The organism is Hymenobacter translucens, assembly GCF_020685205.1.
Classification (GTDB): Bacteria; Bacteroidota; Bacteroidia; order Cytophagales; family Hymenobacteraceae; genus Hymenobacter; species Hymenobacter translucens.
The window spans coordinates 573,629-589,367 of the sequence record NZ_JAJERB010000002.1 but is presented as its reverse complement, the minus strand read 5'-3'; the positions used below and the strand labels follow the sequence as shown (position 1 = coordinate 589,367).

16 protein-coding genes are annotated in these 15,739 nt (G+C 57.9%); 6 read left to right on the top strand and 10 right to left on the bottom strand.

What is annotated here, in order from left to right; all coding sequences use genetic code 11:
- Positions 1-22 precede the first annotated feature (22 nt).
- The 8 genes from porL to lipB form a co-directional block, all read right to left on the bottom strand.
- The gene (porL, locus tag LJY25_RS06220) at positions 23-784 is read right to left on the bottom strand and encodes a type IX secretion system motor protein PorL/GldL (RefSeq protein ID WP_262908647.1); all 762 of its coding nucleotides are present in this window, start codon (positions 782-784) and stop codon (positions 23-25) included.
- A gap of 92 nt (positions 785-876) precedes the next feature.
- Positions 877-1,902, bottom strand: coding sequence for a T9SS ring complex lipoprotein PorK/GldK (porK, locus tag LJY25_RS06215; protein ID WP_227607380.1), 1,026 nt, complete (start codon positions 1,900-1,902; stop codon positions 877-879).
- A gap of 235 nt (positions 1,903-2,137) precedes the next feature.
- On the bottom strand, positions 2,138-3,133 hold the full coding sequence (locus LJY25_RS06210) for a PorP/SprF family type IX secretion system membrane protein (RefSeq protein ID WP_227607378.1): 996 nt from the start codon (positions 3,131-3,133) through the stop codon (positions 2,138-2,140).
- Between the two features lie 139 nt (positions 3,134-3,272).
- Positions 3,273-4,103: a uroporphyrinogen-III synthase gene (locus tag LJY25_RS06205; RefSeq protein WP_227607376.1), complete on the bottom strand. Its 831-nt coding sequence runs from the start codon at positions 4,101-4,103 to the stop codon at positions 3,273-3,275.
- A gap of 78 nt (positions 4,104-4,181) precedes the next feature.
- Entirely contained in the window at positions 4,182-5,357 is a 1,176-nt protein-coding gene (locus LJY25_RS21350; protein WP_227607374.1) for a DUF4271 domain-containing protein, read from the bottom strand.
- Positions 5,358-5,373: 16 nt separating this feature from the next.
- Positions 5,374-6,420 carry an MraY family glycosyltransferase gene (locus tag LJY25_RS06195; RefSeq protein ID WP_227607373.1) on the bottom strand — a complete coding sequence of 349 codons (1,047 nt, stop codon included), beginning with the start codon at positions 6,418-6,420 and terminating at the stop codon, positions 5,374-5,376.
- An 86-nt stretch (positions 6,421-6,506) separates the two neighbouring features.
- Positions 6,507-6,923 (bottom strand): hypothetical protein, encoded by a 417-nt coding sequence (locus tag LJY25_RS06190; protein WP_227607371.1) that lies wholly within the window; start codon positions 6,921-6,923, stop codon positions 6,507-6,509.
- Between the two features lie 8 nt (positions 6,924-6,931).
- Positions 6,932-7,681: a lipoyl(octanoyl) transferase LipB gene (gene lipB, locus LJY25_RS06185; RefSeq protein ID WP_227607370.1), complete on the bottom strand. Its 750-nt coding sequence runs from the start codon at positions 7,679-7,681 to the stop codon at positions 6,932-6,934.
- Between the two features lie 203 nt (positions 7,682-7,884).
- Here lipB and LJY25_RS06180 point away from each other — a divergent pair, with 203 nt between their 5' ends.
- Complete coding sequence (locus LJY25_RS06180; protein WP_227607368.1) at positions 7,885-8,244, top strand: YraN family protein; 360 nt, start codon at positions 7,885-7,887, stop codon at positions 8,242-8,244.
- A gap of 126 nt (positions 8,245-8,370) precedes the next feature.
- Here LJY25_RS06180 and LJY25_RS06175 read toward each other — a convergent pair whose 3' ends face one another.
- Together LJY25_RS06175 and htpG are read right to left on the bottom strand one after the other, a co-directional pair.
- Positions 8,371-9,333, bottom strand: coding sequence for a toxin-antitoxin system YwqK family antitoxin (locus tag LJY25_RS06175; protein WP_227607367.1), 963 nt, complete (start codon positions 9,331-9,333; stop codon positions 8,371-8,373).
- Positions 9,334-9,501: 168 nt separating this feature from the next.
- On the bottom strand, positions 9,502-11,334 hold the full coding sequence (htpG, locus tag LJY25_RS06170; RefSeq protein WP_227607365.1) for a molecular chaperone HtpG: 1,833 nt from the start codon (positions 11,332-11,334) through the stop codon (positions 9,502-9,504).
- Between the two features lie 573 nt (positions 11,335-11,907).
- On the opposite strand from htpG, the gene LJY25_RS06165 reads away from it, so the two are divergent.
- From LJY25_RS06165 to LJY25_RS06145, 5 genes are all read left to right on the top strand, one after another.
- Positions 11,908-12,882 carry a cation diffusion facilitator family transporter gene (locus LJY25_RS06165; RefSeq protein WP_227607364.1) on the top strand — a complete coding sequence of 325 codons (975 nt, stop codon included), beginning with the start codon at positions 11,908-11,910 and terminating at the stop codon, positions 12,880-12,882.
- Between the two features lie 38 nt (positions 12,883-12,920).
- Positions 12,921-14,192, top strand: coding sequence for an MFS transporter (locus tag LJY25_RS06160; RefSeq protein WP_227607363.1), 1,272 nt, complete (start codon positions 12,921-12,923; stop codon positions 14,190-14,192).
- 70 nt (positions 14,193-14,262) lie between these two features.
- Entirely contained in the window at positions 14,263-14,625 is a 363-nt protein-coding gene (locus LJY25_RS06155) for a hypothetical protein (RefSeq protein WP_227607362.1), read from the top strand.
- Between the two features lie 91 nt (positions 14,626-14,716).
- On the top strand, positions 14,717-15,166 hold the full coding sequence (locus LJY25_RS06150) for a DUF6526 family protein (RefSeq protein WP_227607361.1): 450 nt from the start codon (positions 14,717-14,719) through the stop codon (positions 15,164-15,166).
- A 188-nt stretch (positions 15,167-15,354) separates the two neighbouring features.
- Positions 15,355-15,657 carry a DUF4286 family protein gene (locus LJY25_RS06145; RefSeq protein WP_227607360.1) on the top strand — a complete coding sequence of 101 codons (303 nt, stop codon included), beginning with the start codon at positions 15,355-15,357 and terminating at the stop codon, positions 15,655-15,657.
- The last annotated feature ends 82 nt before the right edge of the window (positions 15,658-15,739 follow it).

Here is a 15,739-nt window from a genome sequence, read left to right as displayed (position 1 = left end):
AGTTGGATGAACAGTGCTGCGATTAAGCAGTGGTGCGCATCGCGTTCAGCATGTTGCCGTACACGCGGTTCAGCGAGTTCAGGTTAATGGTGAGCTTGCCCACCTCATCCTTGAACTGCTCGGTGTCCTTGCTGGCGTTGGCCATGTTTTCCATAGCCTGGCTCAGGGTGCCGTAGAACTTATTCATCGACTTCAGGTGCGTGTTGGCATCCTGCAGTTCCATTTCGTACACTGCATTCAGCGCGCCGAGGTTCTTGGTCACGTTCTGCACCTGCAGGTGGTACTCACGGGCATCCGAAGTAGCATTCGACATGGCCGAAATAGCTTCTACCGTGTTAGAGTAAGCGTCATTGATGCGCTCGAGCGACTGGGCAGCGGTGCGCACCTTCGTGGTGTACTCTTCCGTGGCATTGGTAGCGTCACCCAGGGTCGACAGCTGCTGGGTGGTCGTGCTCAGCCGGTTCAGACCTTCGCCGAGCGAAGAAATGGCTTCCGGCGTTACGTTTGCATCCTTCAGCATATCATCAAGCTTGCGGGTCAGGCCCACACCGTTGTTGTTCAGACTGTTGTCGCCGGTCGAAGGATCGTATCCTTCGGAAAGCTGGGGGTAAACGAGAGCCCAGTCGGGCTCTTTGTGCTGGGGCTGGAAGGCGCTAAGGAAGAAGATAAGAGCTTCTACTCCGAGGCCTACAATGAGCATGTAGCTTGCGCCGGGCAAGTGCTCGATCTTAAACAATGCCCCAATGATTACTACTGCTGCGCCGATACCATAGATCTTGGGCATCAGTACATCGTACAGGAAACTACCGCCTTTTGCTGCCATTTTACTTGAGTGTTGAGAAAGAAGAGGGTTGGACGTGATTGGGTGAAGGGGGATTAGTTCAATGAGCTGTTGGTACCCATACCAATCTGAATCATTGAGGTGCGGAAGCCGATATAGGAACGGGCAGAATCTTGGTGTTCAAAGTTACGCGTGCCGGTTTCGAGGAAGAAGGCAATGTCCTTCCAGGAACCGCCCCGAACCACCTTGCGGGGCTCAGTTTCGTCGGGGTTGGTCGGGTTCAGGTCCCATACCACCGGTACCGATGCCTCCATATAGGCATCATCGCACCATTCCGAAACGTTGCCCGACATATCGTACAGACCAAAGTCGTTCGGGAAGAAAGCGCCTACCGGAGCAGTGTAAGCATACCCATCACTGGCGTAGTCGCCACGGCCGGGCTTAAAGTTGGCAAGCATGCACCCTTTCGAGTTACGCAGGTAAGGACCGCCCCAGGGATAGGTAGCAAGGTCGCGGCCTCCACGAGCGGCATATTCCCACTCAGCCTCCGAAGGCAGGCGGAAGTTAGGGGTCGGAGCAATTCCAGCCTCGGCGTTAGCAGCATTCTTGTGGTTAGTGCGCCACTTGCAGAACTCCTTGGCAGCCCACCACGTCACGCCAACTACCGGGTAGTCGTCGAAGGCGGGGTGTTTGTAGTAGTACTCCATCAGCGGATCACCCATGTGATACGTGAAGTCCGTCTTCCACACAGCCGTATCCGGATAATACTGATCCATGATAACTGCGTACCCAGGGCCCGGCGCTTCAACCGAGTCCTGCAACAGAGCGTTGGTAAACTGGCGGTACTCGTTGTTGGTGATTTCCGTCTCGTCCATGTAGAAGCCGGCAATAGAAACCTGCTTGTTCATGTTGACCATTGAGGCCGAGATATCCTGGTCGGTCTGTCCCATGTGGAACGTTCCTCCGGGGCATGGCACCATACCATAGGGAACCTCCTGGGGGTTGAACTCAGGGCGGTCCTCCGCCCCGACCAAGTCACCCTGGGGTCCTTTGCCAAAACCACACCCCCCTAACAGTACCGCCGAGAAGGCGAAGAGAGGCAATAAGAGATACTTGTTCATGTTAAAGAAGAAAAGACTGTTCAGGCGGCAATACCCCATGATTACACTATTAACAGCCTACAAATTTAGGCATTCATTTGATTGTACGCAAACTGCTTACTACTCACTTACAAAATTTGCCTCTGGCAAACCGTGCAGTTTAGGGCAGTAAACGAATTTGCTTCAAGTGAATGCTCTAAGTGAAGCTACCTAGAAAACCGGGTATTGAGGTGATCCGCCGCAGTCGGGCAACCGTTTAGAAGCTGTAGCGCGGCGTCCGGACAGCCGGACGGATAGCCAGCCCAGGTTTGGGCAAGCGGTAGGAGAGCATGATCTCGTGCGAGCTGAATGCACGAGCATCCTGGTTGAATGCAATCAGATCGAATGCATATCCAACCCGGAGAGCGTTGTCTTTAGCAAAGCTCATGCCGAGTAGACCAGTAAACGACTCATCATATCGATATCCTACACCGCCCCAGAACTTGTCATTGAGTGTTGCCCGTACGCCACCTTCATACGAATTGTTTTTAAAGGTGAATTTATTGTTATCTCCGAACTTGCCGGGCATAACCATTTTCACCAATACGGTAGGCGTGACAACAACGGATGACGAAGCTTCGATATTATATCCAGCGGTCAGGTAAGCGTGGTTTTCACCAATCACCTGCGCCGACTCGGGGTTACCGGCGCCCTCGCTTCGAAACTTGTATTCGTTACGAAACAGGTTGTTGGCACTGAGGCCCGCGTAGAAAGTGGGCGACTCGTACCATACGCCGGCACCGGCATCAAACTTCATGTCGGAACCCTCCCGCGGCACGCTGCCATCCCCCTGATCGACGGGGCGGTACATGCCTTTGCTGAGGTGGTTGTAGATACCCTGTACTCCTACCCCAAGGCGGCCTTCACCTACCTTGAAGTGCTTGGAGTACGAAAGCTGGGCATTCGTGATGTTTGACTGAGCAATCTGGTCCCGGTATACGGTGAGGCCGACGCCACCACCGATTGCCGCAATCGGCAGGGAGCCTGTCAGCATGAAGGTTCTGGGGGCCCCGCCGCCATCGAAGGTAGCGTTGTAGTTGTAGTACTGTTCACGTACCAGCGTTGTGATTTCGCCCTGACCTTTGATGCCTGCGAAAGCAGGATTCAGATACATGCCGTTGAAGCCATAATGGCTGAACTGGGGCTGCTGCTGAGCTAGGGCGGAACCGGCAATTGCCGATAATAATAGGGTGGAGAGTAGAGTTCCCTTCATGGAAGCGTCTGATTTGGGGTTCGTTACGAGTTGGGTGGAACAGCGTAAGTGTTTCCAAATGTATGCAAAAAACCCTCGGCAACAAATCCGCATAAAAAAACAGGCGGCGAAGCTTTTTTGCCTCGCCGCCTGTGAATCTTTAGGCGCTCTGTTTGCCGGTCTTGTTTTTCTCTTTTCCGACATCGGCTCCGTGGTGGTAGCGGATGTACTGCTCGATAGCCCCGGTCATGGACGGGGCATTCGGCTGGGGTGCTTCGATATCCAGTTCCAGACCCGCGTCGAGTACAGCTTTGGCCGTAGTTGGGCCAAAAGCGGCAATCCGGGTACCGTCCTGCACGAAGTCGGGGAAGTTGATAAAAAGCGACGTGATGCCGGAAGGACTGAAAAACGCGATGCAGTCGTACTTAACATCCGACAGGTCGGATAAGTCGCTAGCTACGGTGCGGTAAATGACAGCCTCCGTGAACTTGAAATTGTTGGCCCGCATGAACACCGGAATATCATCCTTCCGAATATCAGAGCAGGGGTACAGGAACTTCTCATTCTTATGCTTCTTGATTACTTCGAATAAATCAGAAGCCGTACGCTGGCCTACGAAAAGCTTGCGCTTGCGCAGTACAATGTACTTCTGCAGGTAGTTGGCAGTTTGCTCCGATATACAGAAGTACTTCATCTCAGCCGGCATTTCCAGCTTGGCTTCTTGGCAGATGCGAAAGAAGTGGTCGACGGCGTTCCGGCTGGTGAAGATGATAGCCGTATGCTCTGCGATATTGACCTTTTCCTTGCGGAAGTCCTTGTAGGAAACCGGCTCGACCTGGATGAACTCGCGAAAATCTACTTTAATGCCGTATTTATCGGCAATTGCGAAGTAGGGAGAGACATCAGTGGTCGGCTTGGGCTGGGTGACAAGAATGCTGGAGATGCGCTTGGCATGGCGGCCCGTCCCCGGTTTGTCTTTGCTCTCGGCCATAAAGTAAGAAAAAGGGTAAATCTAGGTCAATAAGGAGGGTTTGTGGGAAGTACTGTCCGGAGAAGAGTACGGGATACCTTAGAAGGTGAAAACGACCACTTTAAGCAAAATGACCAGTGGAATTACTTCTGTGGCGCAAAGGTAAGAAAACAAATGCAGATTGAGGAGGGAGGTCCTACGCTGCAGCGTGCGGGCTGTGCGGACAACCGTGGCAATCAACATAAAGGAAACCACCCCATTGGATATCCAAAGCACCGTCTCGGGCAGTTTCTGGTTCAGGCCCAGATAGAGGACCATAACCGCAGGCAGGAACAAACCCATAAACAGAATAGTGCGAACAAACTCCCGATATTGTACTATTACCAGGGGTGTCACGTCGAAAATGTAGCCCATCAGTTCCAGGAACAAATATTTACCCAGGATAAATGTGGCAACCAGCGCAGCGTAGAACAGTATCCGGACTACAATGGCGGACTCGGGCACATCGAACAGGCGACGCAGAATCACAATGCTTTGAATGTTGGTATGGATGGCTACCAGCAGTAACGCCAGGGACAGCGAGAAAACCAGGACGAGCAGTAGATTCAGCCAGGTGATGGTGGGCTTGGTCAGAAAATCCTGGTCGTCAGGGCTGTTGCTCCAGAGCCGTTCCAGCTGATAGATGCGGGCAAAGCCAGGTTGGTAGGCAATGCGGATGCCACCGTACAGCAGGCCGATGATCAGTAGAAAGCAGACAAAGACGTTTTGGCCCTGGTGCCCGCGCACCCGGGGCATCACCTGCAGGGGAGAGCCGGCTACCACGCCGGGCTTGGCAGCGGTAGCGCCAGCTGCGTTTGAAAACGAGGAAATGGCCGGGGGCACTTCCGGGTGCCAGACGCACAGCAAATGGGGTCCCGGCGGGGTGCCAGGCGGGATTAGCCGGCTTAGATCGAGCGAGTAGGATGCCGTGCTGGTTGCGGTGAACACCAACCGGTTGTCCAGAAACAAGCTCAGGTCCTTGCGGGCCGGAAAGCTGATGGGTAGGGCCTGGCTGGGGCGGAAGCTGATCCACTGGTAATAGGCCCGGGCCGGCGTGTGATAATCGGGCAGAAACAGGATCAGGCGGTTCCGCGGCGCATCGAAAATCAGCCAGTCGGAAGTTAGGCCGGCCCGGGGCGCGGGCGGCAGGGGGCGATACTCAGCGGCCGCGACGCGACCAGCCAGCAGCCAAAGCCACCCCAGCAGTACCAGCGTCCGAACCCCAGCCTGTCTCACTTGTATGTCGCCGTAATCAGGATGCTACCCGCTGCTGGGCGCTGCGGTTCTGGTACACGCCCAGAAACACGCTCAGTACTACGGAAAACACCGCCAGGGCTGCAATCAGCAGGATATTGCCCAGATAGGCGAAGTTGATAACAAACAGAATCACCACCAGATTAAGCAACCCCAGGAGCATAACGGTGCTGATCTGCTGAAAGCCCATGGCCAGGATACGGTGGTGGATGTGGTTCTTATCCGGGGAGAAAGGTGAGCGGCCGGCCATCATGCGGACAGTAAATACGCGCAGCGTATCGAAGAGCGGCACGAACAGAATGCCCAGCGCCACGGCCGGCGACGAGGAGCCGAAAGCTCCGCCCACGTTCTTCCCCATCTCGATAAACTGGATGGTCAGAATGGACACAATAAAGCCGCACAGCAGGGAGCCGGTGTCACCCATGAAGATGGTGGCCCGGTGAAAGTTGTAGCGCAGAAAACCCAGCATGCCCCCGATGACGCACACGGCGACGTAGACGTAGTTCTGGTAGTTCTCCCCACCGTAGGCGTAGAAGTAGTAGCCGAAGGTGCTGACGATGATCAGGGTGATGGTACCGGCCAAGCCATCAAGGCCGTCGATCAGGTTGATGGCGTTGGTGATGCCGACAATGGCCAGAAATGTAAAGGCGTAGCTGATGCCGATGGGCAGCTCGTAAATCCCGAGAATACCCTGGAAGCTGGTAACCCGGATATCAGCCATAATCATGACAATGCCTGTAGCCAGCAACTGGCCCACAAACTTCTTGGAAACGGAGATACTGACCAGGTCGTCCTTAAGGCCTACGAAGAAGAGCACGATGCAGCCGGCCAGCAGCTGCTGCAGGCCGTTGCCCATTGGGGCGAAGATGGTAAGGGCCGACATAAAGCCGGCGAATACTGCTACGCCACCCAGGCGGGGCGTCAGCGACTCATGCACAGTCCGCACGTTGGGCGTGTCGAGCATGTTCTTCAGATGGGCAATGTAGATGATAGAAGGCACCGCGAACAGGGCCACCAGAAAGGCCCAGAAGAAAGACAGGGCCAAGGAAATTGCGAGTGTATTTGTCATCATATACTGCCTCAAAATTAAGCAAATAGGCGCGAACCCACGAAGAGCCGGCCGGCTGGCCGCTAACTATGCAGGATCCCGTCGCGGCCAAGCAGGGCAATGGGAGTCAGATTGGCCTCAATAATGGAATCGGGCACAAAGATGAACTTCTTGTCAAATATCTGAGAGCCCCGGTAGTAGCTAACCCAGTATTGGTTGTTGAGGTGGAACACGCCCGGGTCGATGGGCTCGATGGGCACTACGCTGTGGGCCTCGACGAGCGGAAACACGTGCCGCAGCGTAGAGGTTCGCACGGTTTCGCCGTGCCTGTCGAGCCCATAGCCGTTCGAGCTCACAATGACGTTCTCGAGGTTAAACGAGTTGTGGTTGAGCAAATACACCTGCCAGCCGGGCTGACCATCTTCCAGCGCCACATCTTCGGCGGGTACAATGGCCACCGACACTCCTTCCACCGGGTCAAAGACAATATCGTTTTTCATAGCAAGAATCAGCTGACGAGTTCGGCCGGAAGCTGGGCCGCTAGGTGCCGCACGACCCGCTCCTGCACTTCCGGCATGGATACAGCCCGGCCCAGCTCCCGCTCCAGGGAAGTCACGGCCTTGTCGGTAATGCCGCAGGGTACGATGTGGCCGAAATAGGAAAGGTCGGGGCTGACGTTGAAGGCGAAGCCATGCATGGTCACCCAGCGGCTGCACTTCACCCCCATAGCGCAGATCTTGCGTGGGTTGGGTGCTCCGTCCTCAAAATCGATCCACACGCCGGTCAGGCCCGCAATCCGGCCGGCCGCCACGCCGTAGTCGGCCAGGGTCAGAATTATGGCTTCCTCCAGTACGCGGAGGTAGCGGTGAATGTCGTTGAAGAAGTTGTCGAGGTCGAGAATGGGGTAGCCTACCAGCTGGCCGGGACCGTGGTAGGTGATGTCGCCGCCGCGGTTGATGCGGTGGAACGTGGCGCCATACCGGCTCAGCCCGGCCTCGTCGAGCAGCAGGTGCTCGGGCTTCCCGCTTTTGCCCAGGGTATACACGTGCGGATGCTCACAGAGCAGCAGGTAGTTGGGCGTGGGTTCGAGGGGTGTGCCGGCTTCGGCCGCCAGCCGGTTCCGGGTTTTGACGACCAAAGTATCGGCCAAGAGCTTTTCCTGGTAGGCCCAGGCGGCTTCGTAGTTTACCAGCCCCAGCCGCTCTACCTGCACCCGCCGGTTGGGCAGCGCAAGCCCGGGGGCTGCAACAGTACCCAAAGCAGCAGATGTAGACAAACCAGAATGCATAACGCAGTACGTGTAAAAGAAAAGCCGGCTGCCGAAGAGTGCTACGCGCTGCCGGCCATCCTGTTGTTGTGGAGCTGGCAAAAACCTGACGCGCCGGACACAGCCGCGGCAGCTAACCAGGTGCACAAAGGTACTAGATTTGGCTCCAACCTTTCCCTCAGCCCCCATATCCTATGCCTCCTGCCCATCATGAGCTCGGCCGTGCCGGTGAAGATGCTGCCGCGGAATATCTTGTTGGCAAGGGGTACGAGCTGGTACAGCGCAACTACCGGCACCGCCGGGCCGAAGTCGATATAATCGTTCGGCAGGAGCACTGCCTGCTGGTGTTCGTGGAAGTCAAGGCGCGCTCCTCCAGCCAGTTTGGCAACCCGGAGGAATTTGTAACTGAGCGGAAGCGGCAGCTCTTCCGGCAGGCTGCCGAGCAGTTCCAGGAAGAAACCGGCTGGCAGGGCGACATCCGCTTCGACATTCTGGCGCTGACTCCGCTCCGCCAGGGATTCCGCGTCGAGCATTTCGAGGACGCGTTTTACTGATGGTTGTTGATTGTTGAAAGCGGATTATTTTCCGGAGGGGCCCACGAAAAAGCCTGCCCCGGATGGAGCAGGCCCCTGCTAGAATGCTTTTTACAACAATCAGCAATTACCCATCAACTTCAGCTTTCACTTGGAGCCCGGCCGCTCAGCGGTGACATCCCGCTTGTCGATGCCCTTTTCCTTGTCGTAGATCAGGCCACCGTTGCGGTTGTATTCGCGGATAAGCACCGGCTCGGTAACTTCCGGGTCTGAGCCCGATTCCCCATACTGGAACTCGTAGCGGCGGTGGTTGCGGGTCCGGAAACCCCAGTACTTGGTCCAGACGCCGATTTTCTTGCCATTCTCGAACTGCCCCTCCCAGTCGCGCTGCCCGTTTTCGAGGTAGCGCACGTAGTCGCCCTCGGTTTTGCCGTCGACGAAGGGAATTACTTCCTTCACGAGCTTACGGTCGGCATCGTAGTACGACACGTTGGCGTCGCGCGGGAAGCCCATTTCGTAGTGCAGCTTGCTGACCAGGATGTTGGTATTCGTAAATTTCTCCCAGCGCAGGTGCTTGGTGCCAAAGGCGTAGTAGCCGGTTTCGACCACCTTGCCACCCACGAGCTTTTTGTAGGGACCATGCATCACCTTGTCGGTGGCCGGGTTCAGTTCGGTGCGGGCCGAGAAGATCTTGCGCTTCTTGGGACTGAAATAGTAAACGGTGGTGGCGTAGGTGCTGGGCTGCTTGAAAAACTTGAGGTAGTAGAAAATCTCAATGACCTGGTTGCGTCCCTTGGGCCCCGACTTGGTAATGCCCTTCTTGATCCGCTCGCCCAGAAAGACGTTTTTCTTCTTTTTGACCTTCCGCTGGCTTTCCTTTTCCTTTTCCTTGGCAGCCCGCTCCTGCTCTTTGGTCATCACCACCTGCTTGGCCACCAGGGAGGGCGCATTGGTGGTGTCGCGGGCCGTGGTCAGCGAGTCGCGGCTAATGGTGCCCGCCGTGAGGCCCGACTCCGGCCGGCTGTTGAAGGAAACGGTCTTCTTCGAGCAGGAGCCGAGCCCGGCAGCCAGGCAGACGAGCAGAAAGAACAGGGAGCGGCAGGTGAGCATTAAGCGGACGGGCAATAGTTGCAACCTCGAACGTAAAGATATAGGGATTTGGTGCCCGGGCCGTGAAGTTGTGAATTGGGGAAGAAGCTGGTCAGCCGGGTCGTGAAATCGAAAACGCCTGCCGCATCCGAAGACCCAACAGGCGTTTCACTTACGAAAGACCAGTTACTAGCCGGCAGCCAGCAGGTCAGCGCTGCGCTTCACGAAGGCGGTAAGAGCCTCCCCTTTCAGCAGGTTCTGGGCCAGCAGAGCCAAGTCGAAGGCCTGACGGGCCAGCTGCTCGCCCGCCTCCCCCTCGGCGCTGAGCACGCGCTGGGTGATGGGGTGGTTGGCATTCACGCTCACGGTGTAAGAGTCGGGGAAGTTGCCCATAAAGGACATGCCGCCCCCGCCGCCCACACGCTGCATATCCTTCATTCGGCGCATAAACTCGGGCAGGGTGATGATAACCGGCGCATCCTGGGGTGACAGCGCCTCCACCTGCACGTGCATGTGCTGGTTGCTGATGGCCTTGGTGTACAGCTCCTGCACCCGCGTCTTGTCGTCGTCGCTGAGTACGCTCTCGGTGGCTTCCTCTTTCTCGATCAGCTTGCCGATGGTGTCGGCATCGACGCGCTTGAAGGTGGTTTTCTCCAGCTTCTGCTCGAGCTGCCCGATAAAGTGGGAGTCGAGCACGGCGTCAAGCCTGAGCACGTCGTAGCCCCGGTCGAGGGCCGCCTGCACAAAGGAGTGCTGGGCCTCGGGGTCAGTGGTGTAGAGCATCACGGTCTGCTCGTTCTTGTCTTTCTGGTTGGCCTGCACTGACTCCGTGTACTCGGTCAGCGTGAAGGCTTTGCCGGCGGTGTTCTGCACCAGCACGAAGTCCTTGGCCTTGTCGTAGAACTTCTCGTCCGACAGCATGCCGTACTTGATGAACAGGCCGATGTCAGACCACTTCTCCTCGTAGCCCGCCCGGTCCTTGCGGAACAGCTCACTCAGCTTGTCGGCGACTTTCTTGGTGATGTAGGAGTTGATTTTCTTGACGTTGGCGTCGGCCTGCAGGAAAGAGCGCGACACGTTCAGCGGAATGTCGGGCGAGTCGATGACGCCGTGGAGCAGCATCAGGAACTCGGGCACTACATCCTTCACCTCGTCGGTGATAAACACCTGGCGGGAATAGAGCTGAATCTTGTTGCGCGAGAACTGCAGCTCGTCCTTCACCTTGGGGAAGTACAGGATGCCCGTCAGGTTGAACGGATAGTCCACGTTCAGGTGAATCCAGAACAGGGGCGGCTCCGACATCGGGTACAGCTCCTGGTAGAAGCTCTGGTAGTCCTCGTCGGTCAGCTCGGCGGGCTGCTTGGCCCAGATCGGCTGGGTCTGGTTGATGACCTCACCCCCGAACTCGATTTCGATGGGCAGGAACTTGCAGTACTTGGTCAGGATAGTACGCAGACGCGCTTCCTCCAGAAACTCATCGGAGTCCTCGGCGACGTGCAGCACCACGTCGGTACCGCGGTCCTGCTTGTCGGTGGTTTCGAGGCTGAACTCGGTGCTGCCGTCGCAGGTCCAGTGGGCGCCTTCGGTGTCGTCCTTGTAGCTCTTCGAGAAGATTTCAACCTCTTTGGCTACCATAAAGGCCGAGTAGAAGCCCAGGCCGAACTGCCCGATAATCTGGTCTTTGGCGCCGGAGTCGGAATCCTTGTACTTCTCGACGAACTCGGTGGCACCGGAAAAGGCAATCTGGTTGATGTACTTCTTGATTTCCTCGCCCGTCATGCCCAGGCCACGGTCCGACACAGTGATGGTGCGCGCTTCCTTGTCCACGCTCACCTTTACTTTCAGCTCGCCCAGCTCTCCTTTGAACTCGCCCAGCTGGCCCAGACTTTTCAGCTTCTGGGTGGCGTCGACGGCGTTGGACACCAGCTCCCGCAGGAAGATTTCGTGGTCGGAGTACAGGAATTTCTTAATGATGGGAAAGATATTCTCGGTGTGAATCGAGATGCTGCCTTTCTCTTGCATAGCGCGTTGGCTGAAGGGTTAGAAACGTAAAAACCGGACGAAATGCCTGCCTAACCGGGGCGGGCATCGTCGGAGCGGGTGTTTCAAAACCTATTCCAGCCTCCATCCGGCTGTCAGTTTGACAGCGCCCGGGAGCCTTTGCGGCCAGCCGGTACCCAAAGGCTGCCGGGCGGTAGCCTTGCCGCCGCTGAGTTGGGCTGCTCACACGAACAGGGTTTCGTTTTCGTCGGCAGCGGGGCGGGCAATAGGCTTGACGAGGGCGGCAAACTGGCGCAACAGGCGGCGGGTCAGGGCTTTCATGGAGCAGGGGATTTAGGTATATAATTCAACCGCCCAAATCTCTGCATAGCCTATTACCGCCACGTCTTCAACCCGTTACGCTTTCATTACTTCCAAACGCAACTTTCTTTTCTTAAATCAGCCTATAGCCCTCACCAACGGGTTTCGTTTACCTTCGCCTCTGCTGCTTCTTAAACTGGTAGCTCCTCCATGCCTAGCGTTGTGATGAGGTCCTGCCGCCGGCACCCAAAGTCGCTCCGCTGCGTTTAGCCAGGGTCCGACGATTCAGCTTTTATGGCGCACAACCATTCCCACCATTCTCACGGGCACTCCCACGGCCACGCGCACGACCACGGCCCGATGCACTACGGCCGCGCGTTTGGCGTGGGCATCGGACTGAATCTGCTGTTCGTGGCCGGCGAGGTTGCGGGCGGGCTGTGGGCCAACTCCTCGGCCCTGCTGTCCGACGCGGGCCATAACCTGAGCGACGTGCTGAGCCTAGCCCTGGCCTGGGGTGCCGCCTGGCTGGCGGGGCGGCCGTCGTCGAAGCGGTACACCTACGGCCTGAAAAGCGCCACGATTCAGGCGGCGCTGCTGAATGCCGCGCTGCTGTACCTGGCGCTGGGCTTTATTCTCTGGGATACGCTGCACCACCTGCGCAGCCCCGAGCCGGTAAACGGCAAGGCAGTGATGCTGCTGGCGGGCCTGGGCATTGCGGTGAATGGCTTTACGGCCTGGCTTTTCAGTAGCGGGCAGAAGGGCGATGTAAACGTGCGCGGTGCCTACCTGCACATGCTCACCGACGCACTGGTGTCGGCGGGTGTAGTGGTAGGCGGAGCGGTAGTGTACTGGACGGGCTGGCACTGGCTCGACCCGGCCATCAGCTTCGGCATCCTCGGGCTGATTGCCTACGGCTCGTGGGGCCTGCTGCGCGAAACCGTGCAGCTCAGCCTGCAGGCCGTTCCTGCCGGCATCGACCTGGAGGCCGTGCGCACTTTCCTGCTGGCCCGGCCCGGCGTGACGCAGGTCCACGACCTGCACGTGTGGCCACTCAGCACCAACGAAACCGCTCTCACGGCCCACCTCGTCCGCCCCGGCGTGGGTTCCGACGGCAACCAGTTCCTGCAGAACCTGCAGCACGACCTTGTGCACGAGTTCAACATTGGTCACTGTACGGTACAGATTGAGCAGGATGCGCCGCTGCCCGGACAGCACGGCTGCTGCGACGCGGGGGAGGCCATGCCGGCAACATCAGCGAAATCTGCCTAATATTCGGCTTCCATCCGCTGCTTCGCTCCTACTCTCCTATGGCCATCACCACTGGTCCCGCCTCACCGGCTCCCAAAACCGCCTCGCTGTTCAGTGCCATCGTCATCGTGGCCTCGCTTGGGTACTTCGTCGATATCTACGACCTGATTCTGTTCAGCATCGTGCGGGTCGAAAGTCTGAAGTCCCTGGGCATTACCGACCCCGACGCCGTGACCAACCAGGGTTTGTACCTAATCAACATGCAGATGGGCGGAATGCTGCTTGGCGGCGTACTGTGGGGTATTCTGGGCGACAAGCGGGGGCGGCTGTCGGTGCTGTTCGGCTCCATCCTGCTGTATTCCCTGGCTAACATTGCCAACGGCCTGGTGCAGACCATCGACCAGTACGCCTGGCTGCGGCTGATTGCGGGCATAGGCCTGGCCGGGGAGCTGGGCGCGGGCATCACGCTGGTTTCGGAAACACTGCCCAAGGAAAAGCGGGGCTACGGTACCATGATTGTGGCCACCGTGGGCGTATCGGGCGCCATGCTGGCCTACTGGGTGGGCGAAGCCCTGGGCTGGCGCAATGCCTATTTCGTGGGCGGCGGCCTCGGACTGGCCCTGCTGGCGCTGCGGGTGGGCGTGTACGAGTCGGGCATGTTTGAGCACACGAAATCGACCGGTGCGGCGCGTGGCAACTTCCTCAGCCTGTTTACTAACGCCCCCCGCCTGACCCGCTACCTGAAGTGCCTGCTCATCGGCGTGCCGCTCTGGTTTGTGGTCGGCATCCTGATAACGCTGGCTCCTGAGTTTGGCCGGGCCCTAGGTATCACCGGCCCGGTTTCGGCGGGGCTGGGCGTGTTCTGGTGCTACTTCGGGCTGGTGTTCGGCGACTTTGCCAGCGGCACGCTCAGTCAGCTGCTGCGCAGCCGCAACCGGGCCCTGCAGCTGTTCCTGATCCTGTGCGGGCTGCTGTGCGGGGTGTATCTGTTTGCCATCCGGGGAGCCTCACCTACGGCGTTCTACGCCGTTTGCTTTGTGCTCGGCATCACCGTAGGGTTCTGGGCGCTGTTCGTGACCGTGGCGGCCGAGCAGTTCGGCACCAACCTGCGGGCCACCGTCGCCACCACGGCCCCGAACTTTGCCCGGGGCTCGGTAGTGCTGCTCGTGCCGCTGTTCAAGGGACTTTCGGGCCTGGACGTAGGCGGGCACGCGCTGGGCATTATCGGCAGCGCGGCCATCATCGGGGTGGTGTCGCTGCTCATTGCTTTCTGGGCCGTAACTACCCTGCCGGAAAGCTACGGCAAGGACCTGGACTACCTTGAGGAATAGAGCGGGCACACCAACTATGGCGCACCGGTTACGTTACAGGCCCAACCGTACCATAACCTCTCCGTTCGTCATGAAAAAGATTCTCGCCATACTCGCCGTTGCCACCCTGTTCATCAGCACGGCGCAGGCCCAGTCGACCACTCCAACCGATACTGCCCAGGCCCGGGTGCAGATGCTCCAGCAGCGCGCTGCCGAATCAAAGGCCGCGCTGAATGCCCAGAAGCAGCAGTCCGATGCCAGCGCCAGCGCGGTAAAGGACAGCAAGGCGCAGCTGAAAGAGCAGCAGCAGCAGCTTAAGGAGCAGAAGCGCCAGCTGAAAGAGCAGCAGGCCCAGGCCAAGGAAGCCAAGCGCAAGGAAAAGGAAGCGCAGAAGCTGGCCCGCGAGGAGAAGCGCCGCGCCAAGGAAGCCAAGAAAGCGGCCAAAGCCAGCTAGCTGCTCGTCCGTTTCGCTGTTATGTCAAAACTCCGGCCCCTGGGCCGGAGTTTTTTGTATTCTTGCCCCCTCACTTCTTTTTCCTTGTCCAATGGCTGACCAGCCCACCAAAAACAAGCAGATGTTTTACCCGTGGCACCACTTCGTGCTGCTGCCCGCCGCCCTTATTCTGGCCATCTACGGCATCCGGCGCTACGTGAACGTGGCCGGCAACGACGACGAGATTTCGCGGCTCTGGTTTACCGTGATGCTGCTGGCCGTGGTAGGCTTGGGCGTGCTGTGGATGCTGCGCCAGCACTACGCCCTGGAGCTGCAGGACCGCATCATCCGGCTGGAGGTGCGGCAGCGCTACTTCGAGCTCACCGGGCAGAGCCTGCGCCCCCTCGAAGCCCAGCTCACGCTCAGCCAGATTATGGGACTGCGCTTTGCCGGCGACGCCGAGCTGCCCGCCCTGGTCCAGGCAGCCATCAAGGAAAAGCTGAGCTCCAAGGATATTCAGGCCCGCATTCAGGATTTCCAGTTCGATTATCTGCGGGTATGATTTCCGGGGCCTTGGGGTCTTGAATTTCCTGTCAGCAGTTAACTGCGCGCCGGCCTGCTGACAGATAAAGCGGCGTCACGATTTTTTCGGCAACTTTTGTGTTGTCCTGACCTGCGCCGACTTTTACGGCAGCAAGCCAGATCCAAAAATCCAGGAGCCTAGGCTCCCCACAACCAAGACCCTACCAGATGATTCTATACAACGTCACTTCGAGCCTTGATCCGGAAATTGAGGACCAGTGGGTTGCCTACATGCGCGACGTACACATCCCGGAGGTTATGGCAACCGGCTTTTTCGTGAAAAGCCAGCTTTGCCGCCTGCTCAACGAGGAAGATAACGGCGTCACCTACGCCTCTCAGTATTACTGCGTCAGCCTGGAACAGCTCGAAGAGTACCGGAAAGTGGCCGCCCCGGCCCTGATCCGGGAAATCGACAAGCACTTTGGTGGCCGCTACGCCTCCTTCCGCACCATGCTGGAAGTAGTGGCCTAAGCTTCTGTAAAGCCGGAGCTGACCGGCCCGGCTGCAAACACGGTAAAAGGCCGCTTCTTCCGAAGCGGCCTTTTCTTTTTAT

Excerpts from the sequence above, each read along its gene's own strand:
- porL (WP_262908647.1), bottom strand. The coding sequence starts at position 784 with ATGCCCAAGATCTATGGTATCGGCGCAGCAGTAGTAATCATTGGGGCA.
- porK (WP_227607380.1), bottom strand. The coding sequence starts at position 1,902 with ATGAACAAGTATCTCTTATTGCCTCTCTTCGCCTTCTCGGCGGTACTG.
- LJY25_RS06210 (WP_227607378.1), bottom strand. The coding sequence starts at position 3,133 with ATGAAGGGAACTCTACTCTCCACCCTATTATTATCGGCAATTGCCGGT.
- LJY25_RS06205 (WP_227607376.1), bottom strand. The coding sequence starts at position 4,103 with ATGGCCGAGAGCAAAGACAAACCGGGGACGGGCCGCCATGCCAAGCGC.
- LJY25_RS06190 (WP_227607371.1), bottom strand. The coding sequence starts at position 6,923 with ATGAAAAACGATATTGTCTTTGACCCGGTGGAAGGAGTGTCGGTGGCC.
- LJY25_RS06180 (WP_227607368.1), top strand. The coding sequence starts at position 7,885 with ATGCCTCCTGCCCATCATGAGCTCGGCCGTGCCGGTGAAGATGCTGCC.
- LJY25_RS06175 (WP_227607367.1), bottom strand. The coding sequence starts at position 9,333 with ATGCTCACCTGCCGCTCCCTGTTCTTTCTGCTCGTCTGCCTGGCTGCC.
- htpG (WP_227607365.1), bottom strand. The coding sequence starts at position 11,334 with ATGCAAGAGAAAGGCAGCATCTCGATTCACACCGAGAATATCTTTCCC.
- LJY25_RS06165 (WP_227607364.1), top strand. The coding sequence starts at position 11,908 with ATGGCGCACAACCATTCCCACCATTCTCACGGGCACTCCCACGGCCAC.
- LJY25_RS06160 (WP_227607363.1), top strand. The coding sequence starts at position 12,921 with ATGGCCATCACCACTGGTCCCGCCTCACCGGCTCCCAAAACCGCCTCG.
- LJY25_RS06155 (WP_227607362.1), top strand. The coding sequence starts at position 14,263 with ATGAAAAAGATTCTCGCCATACTCGCCGTTGCCACCCTGTTCATCAGC.
- LJY25_RS06150 (WP_227607361.1), top strand. The coding sequence starts at position 14,717 with ATGGCTGACCAGCCCACCAAAAACAAGCAGATGTTTTACCCGTGGCAC.
- LJY25_RS06145 (WP_227607360.1), top strand. The coding sequence starts at position 15,355 with ATGATTCTATACAACGTCACTTCGAGCCTTGATCCGGAAATTGAGGAC.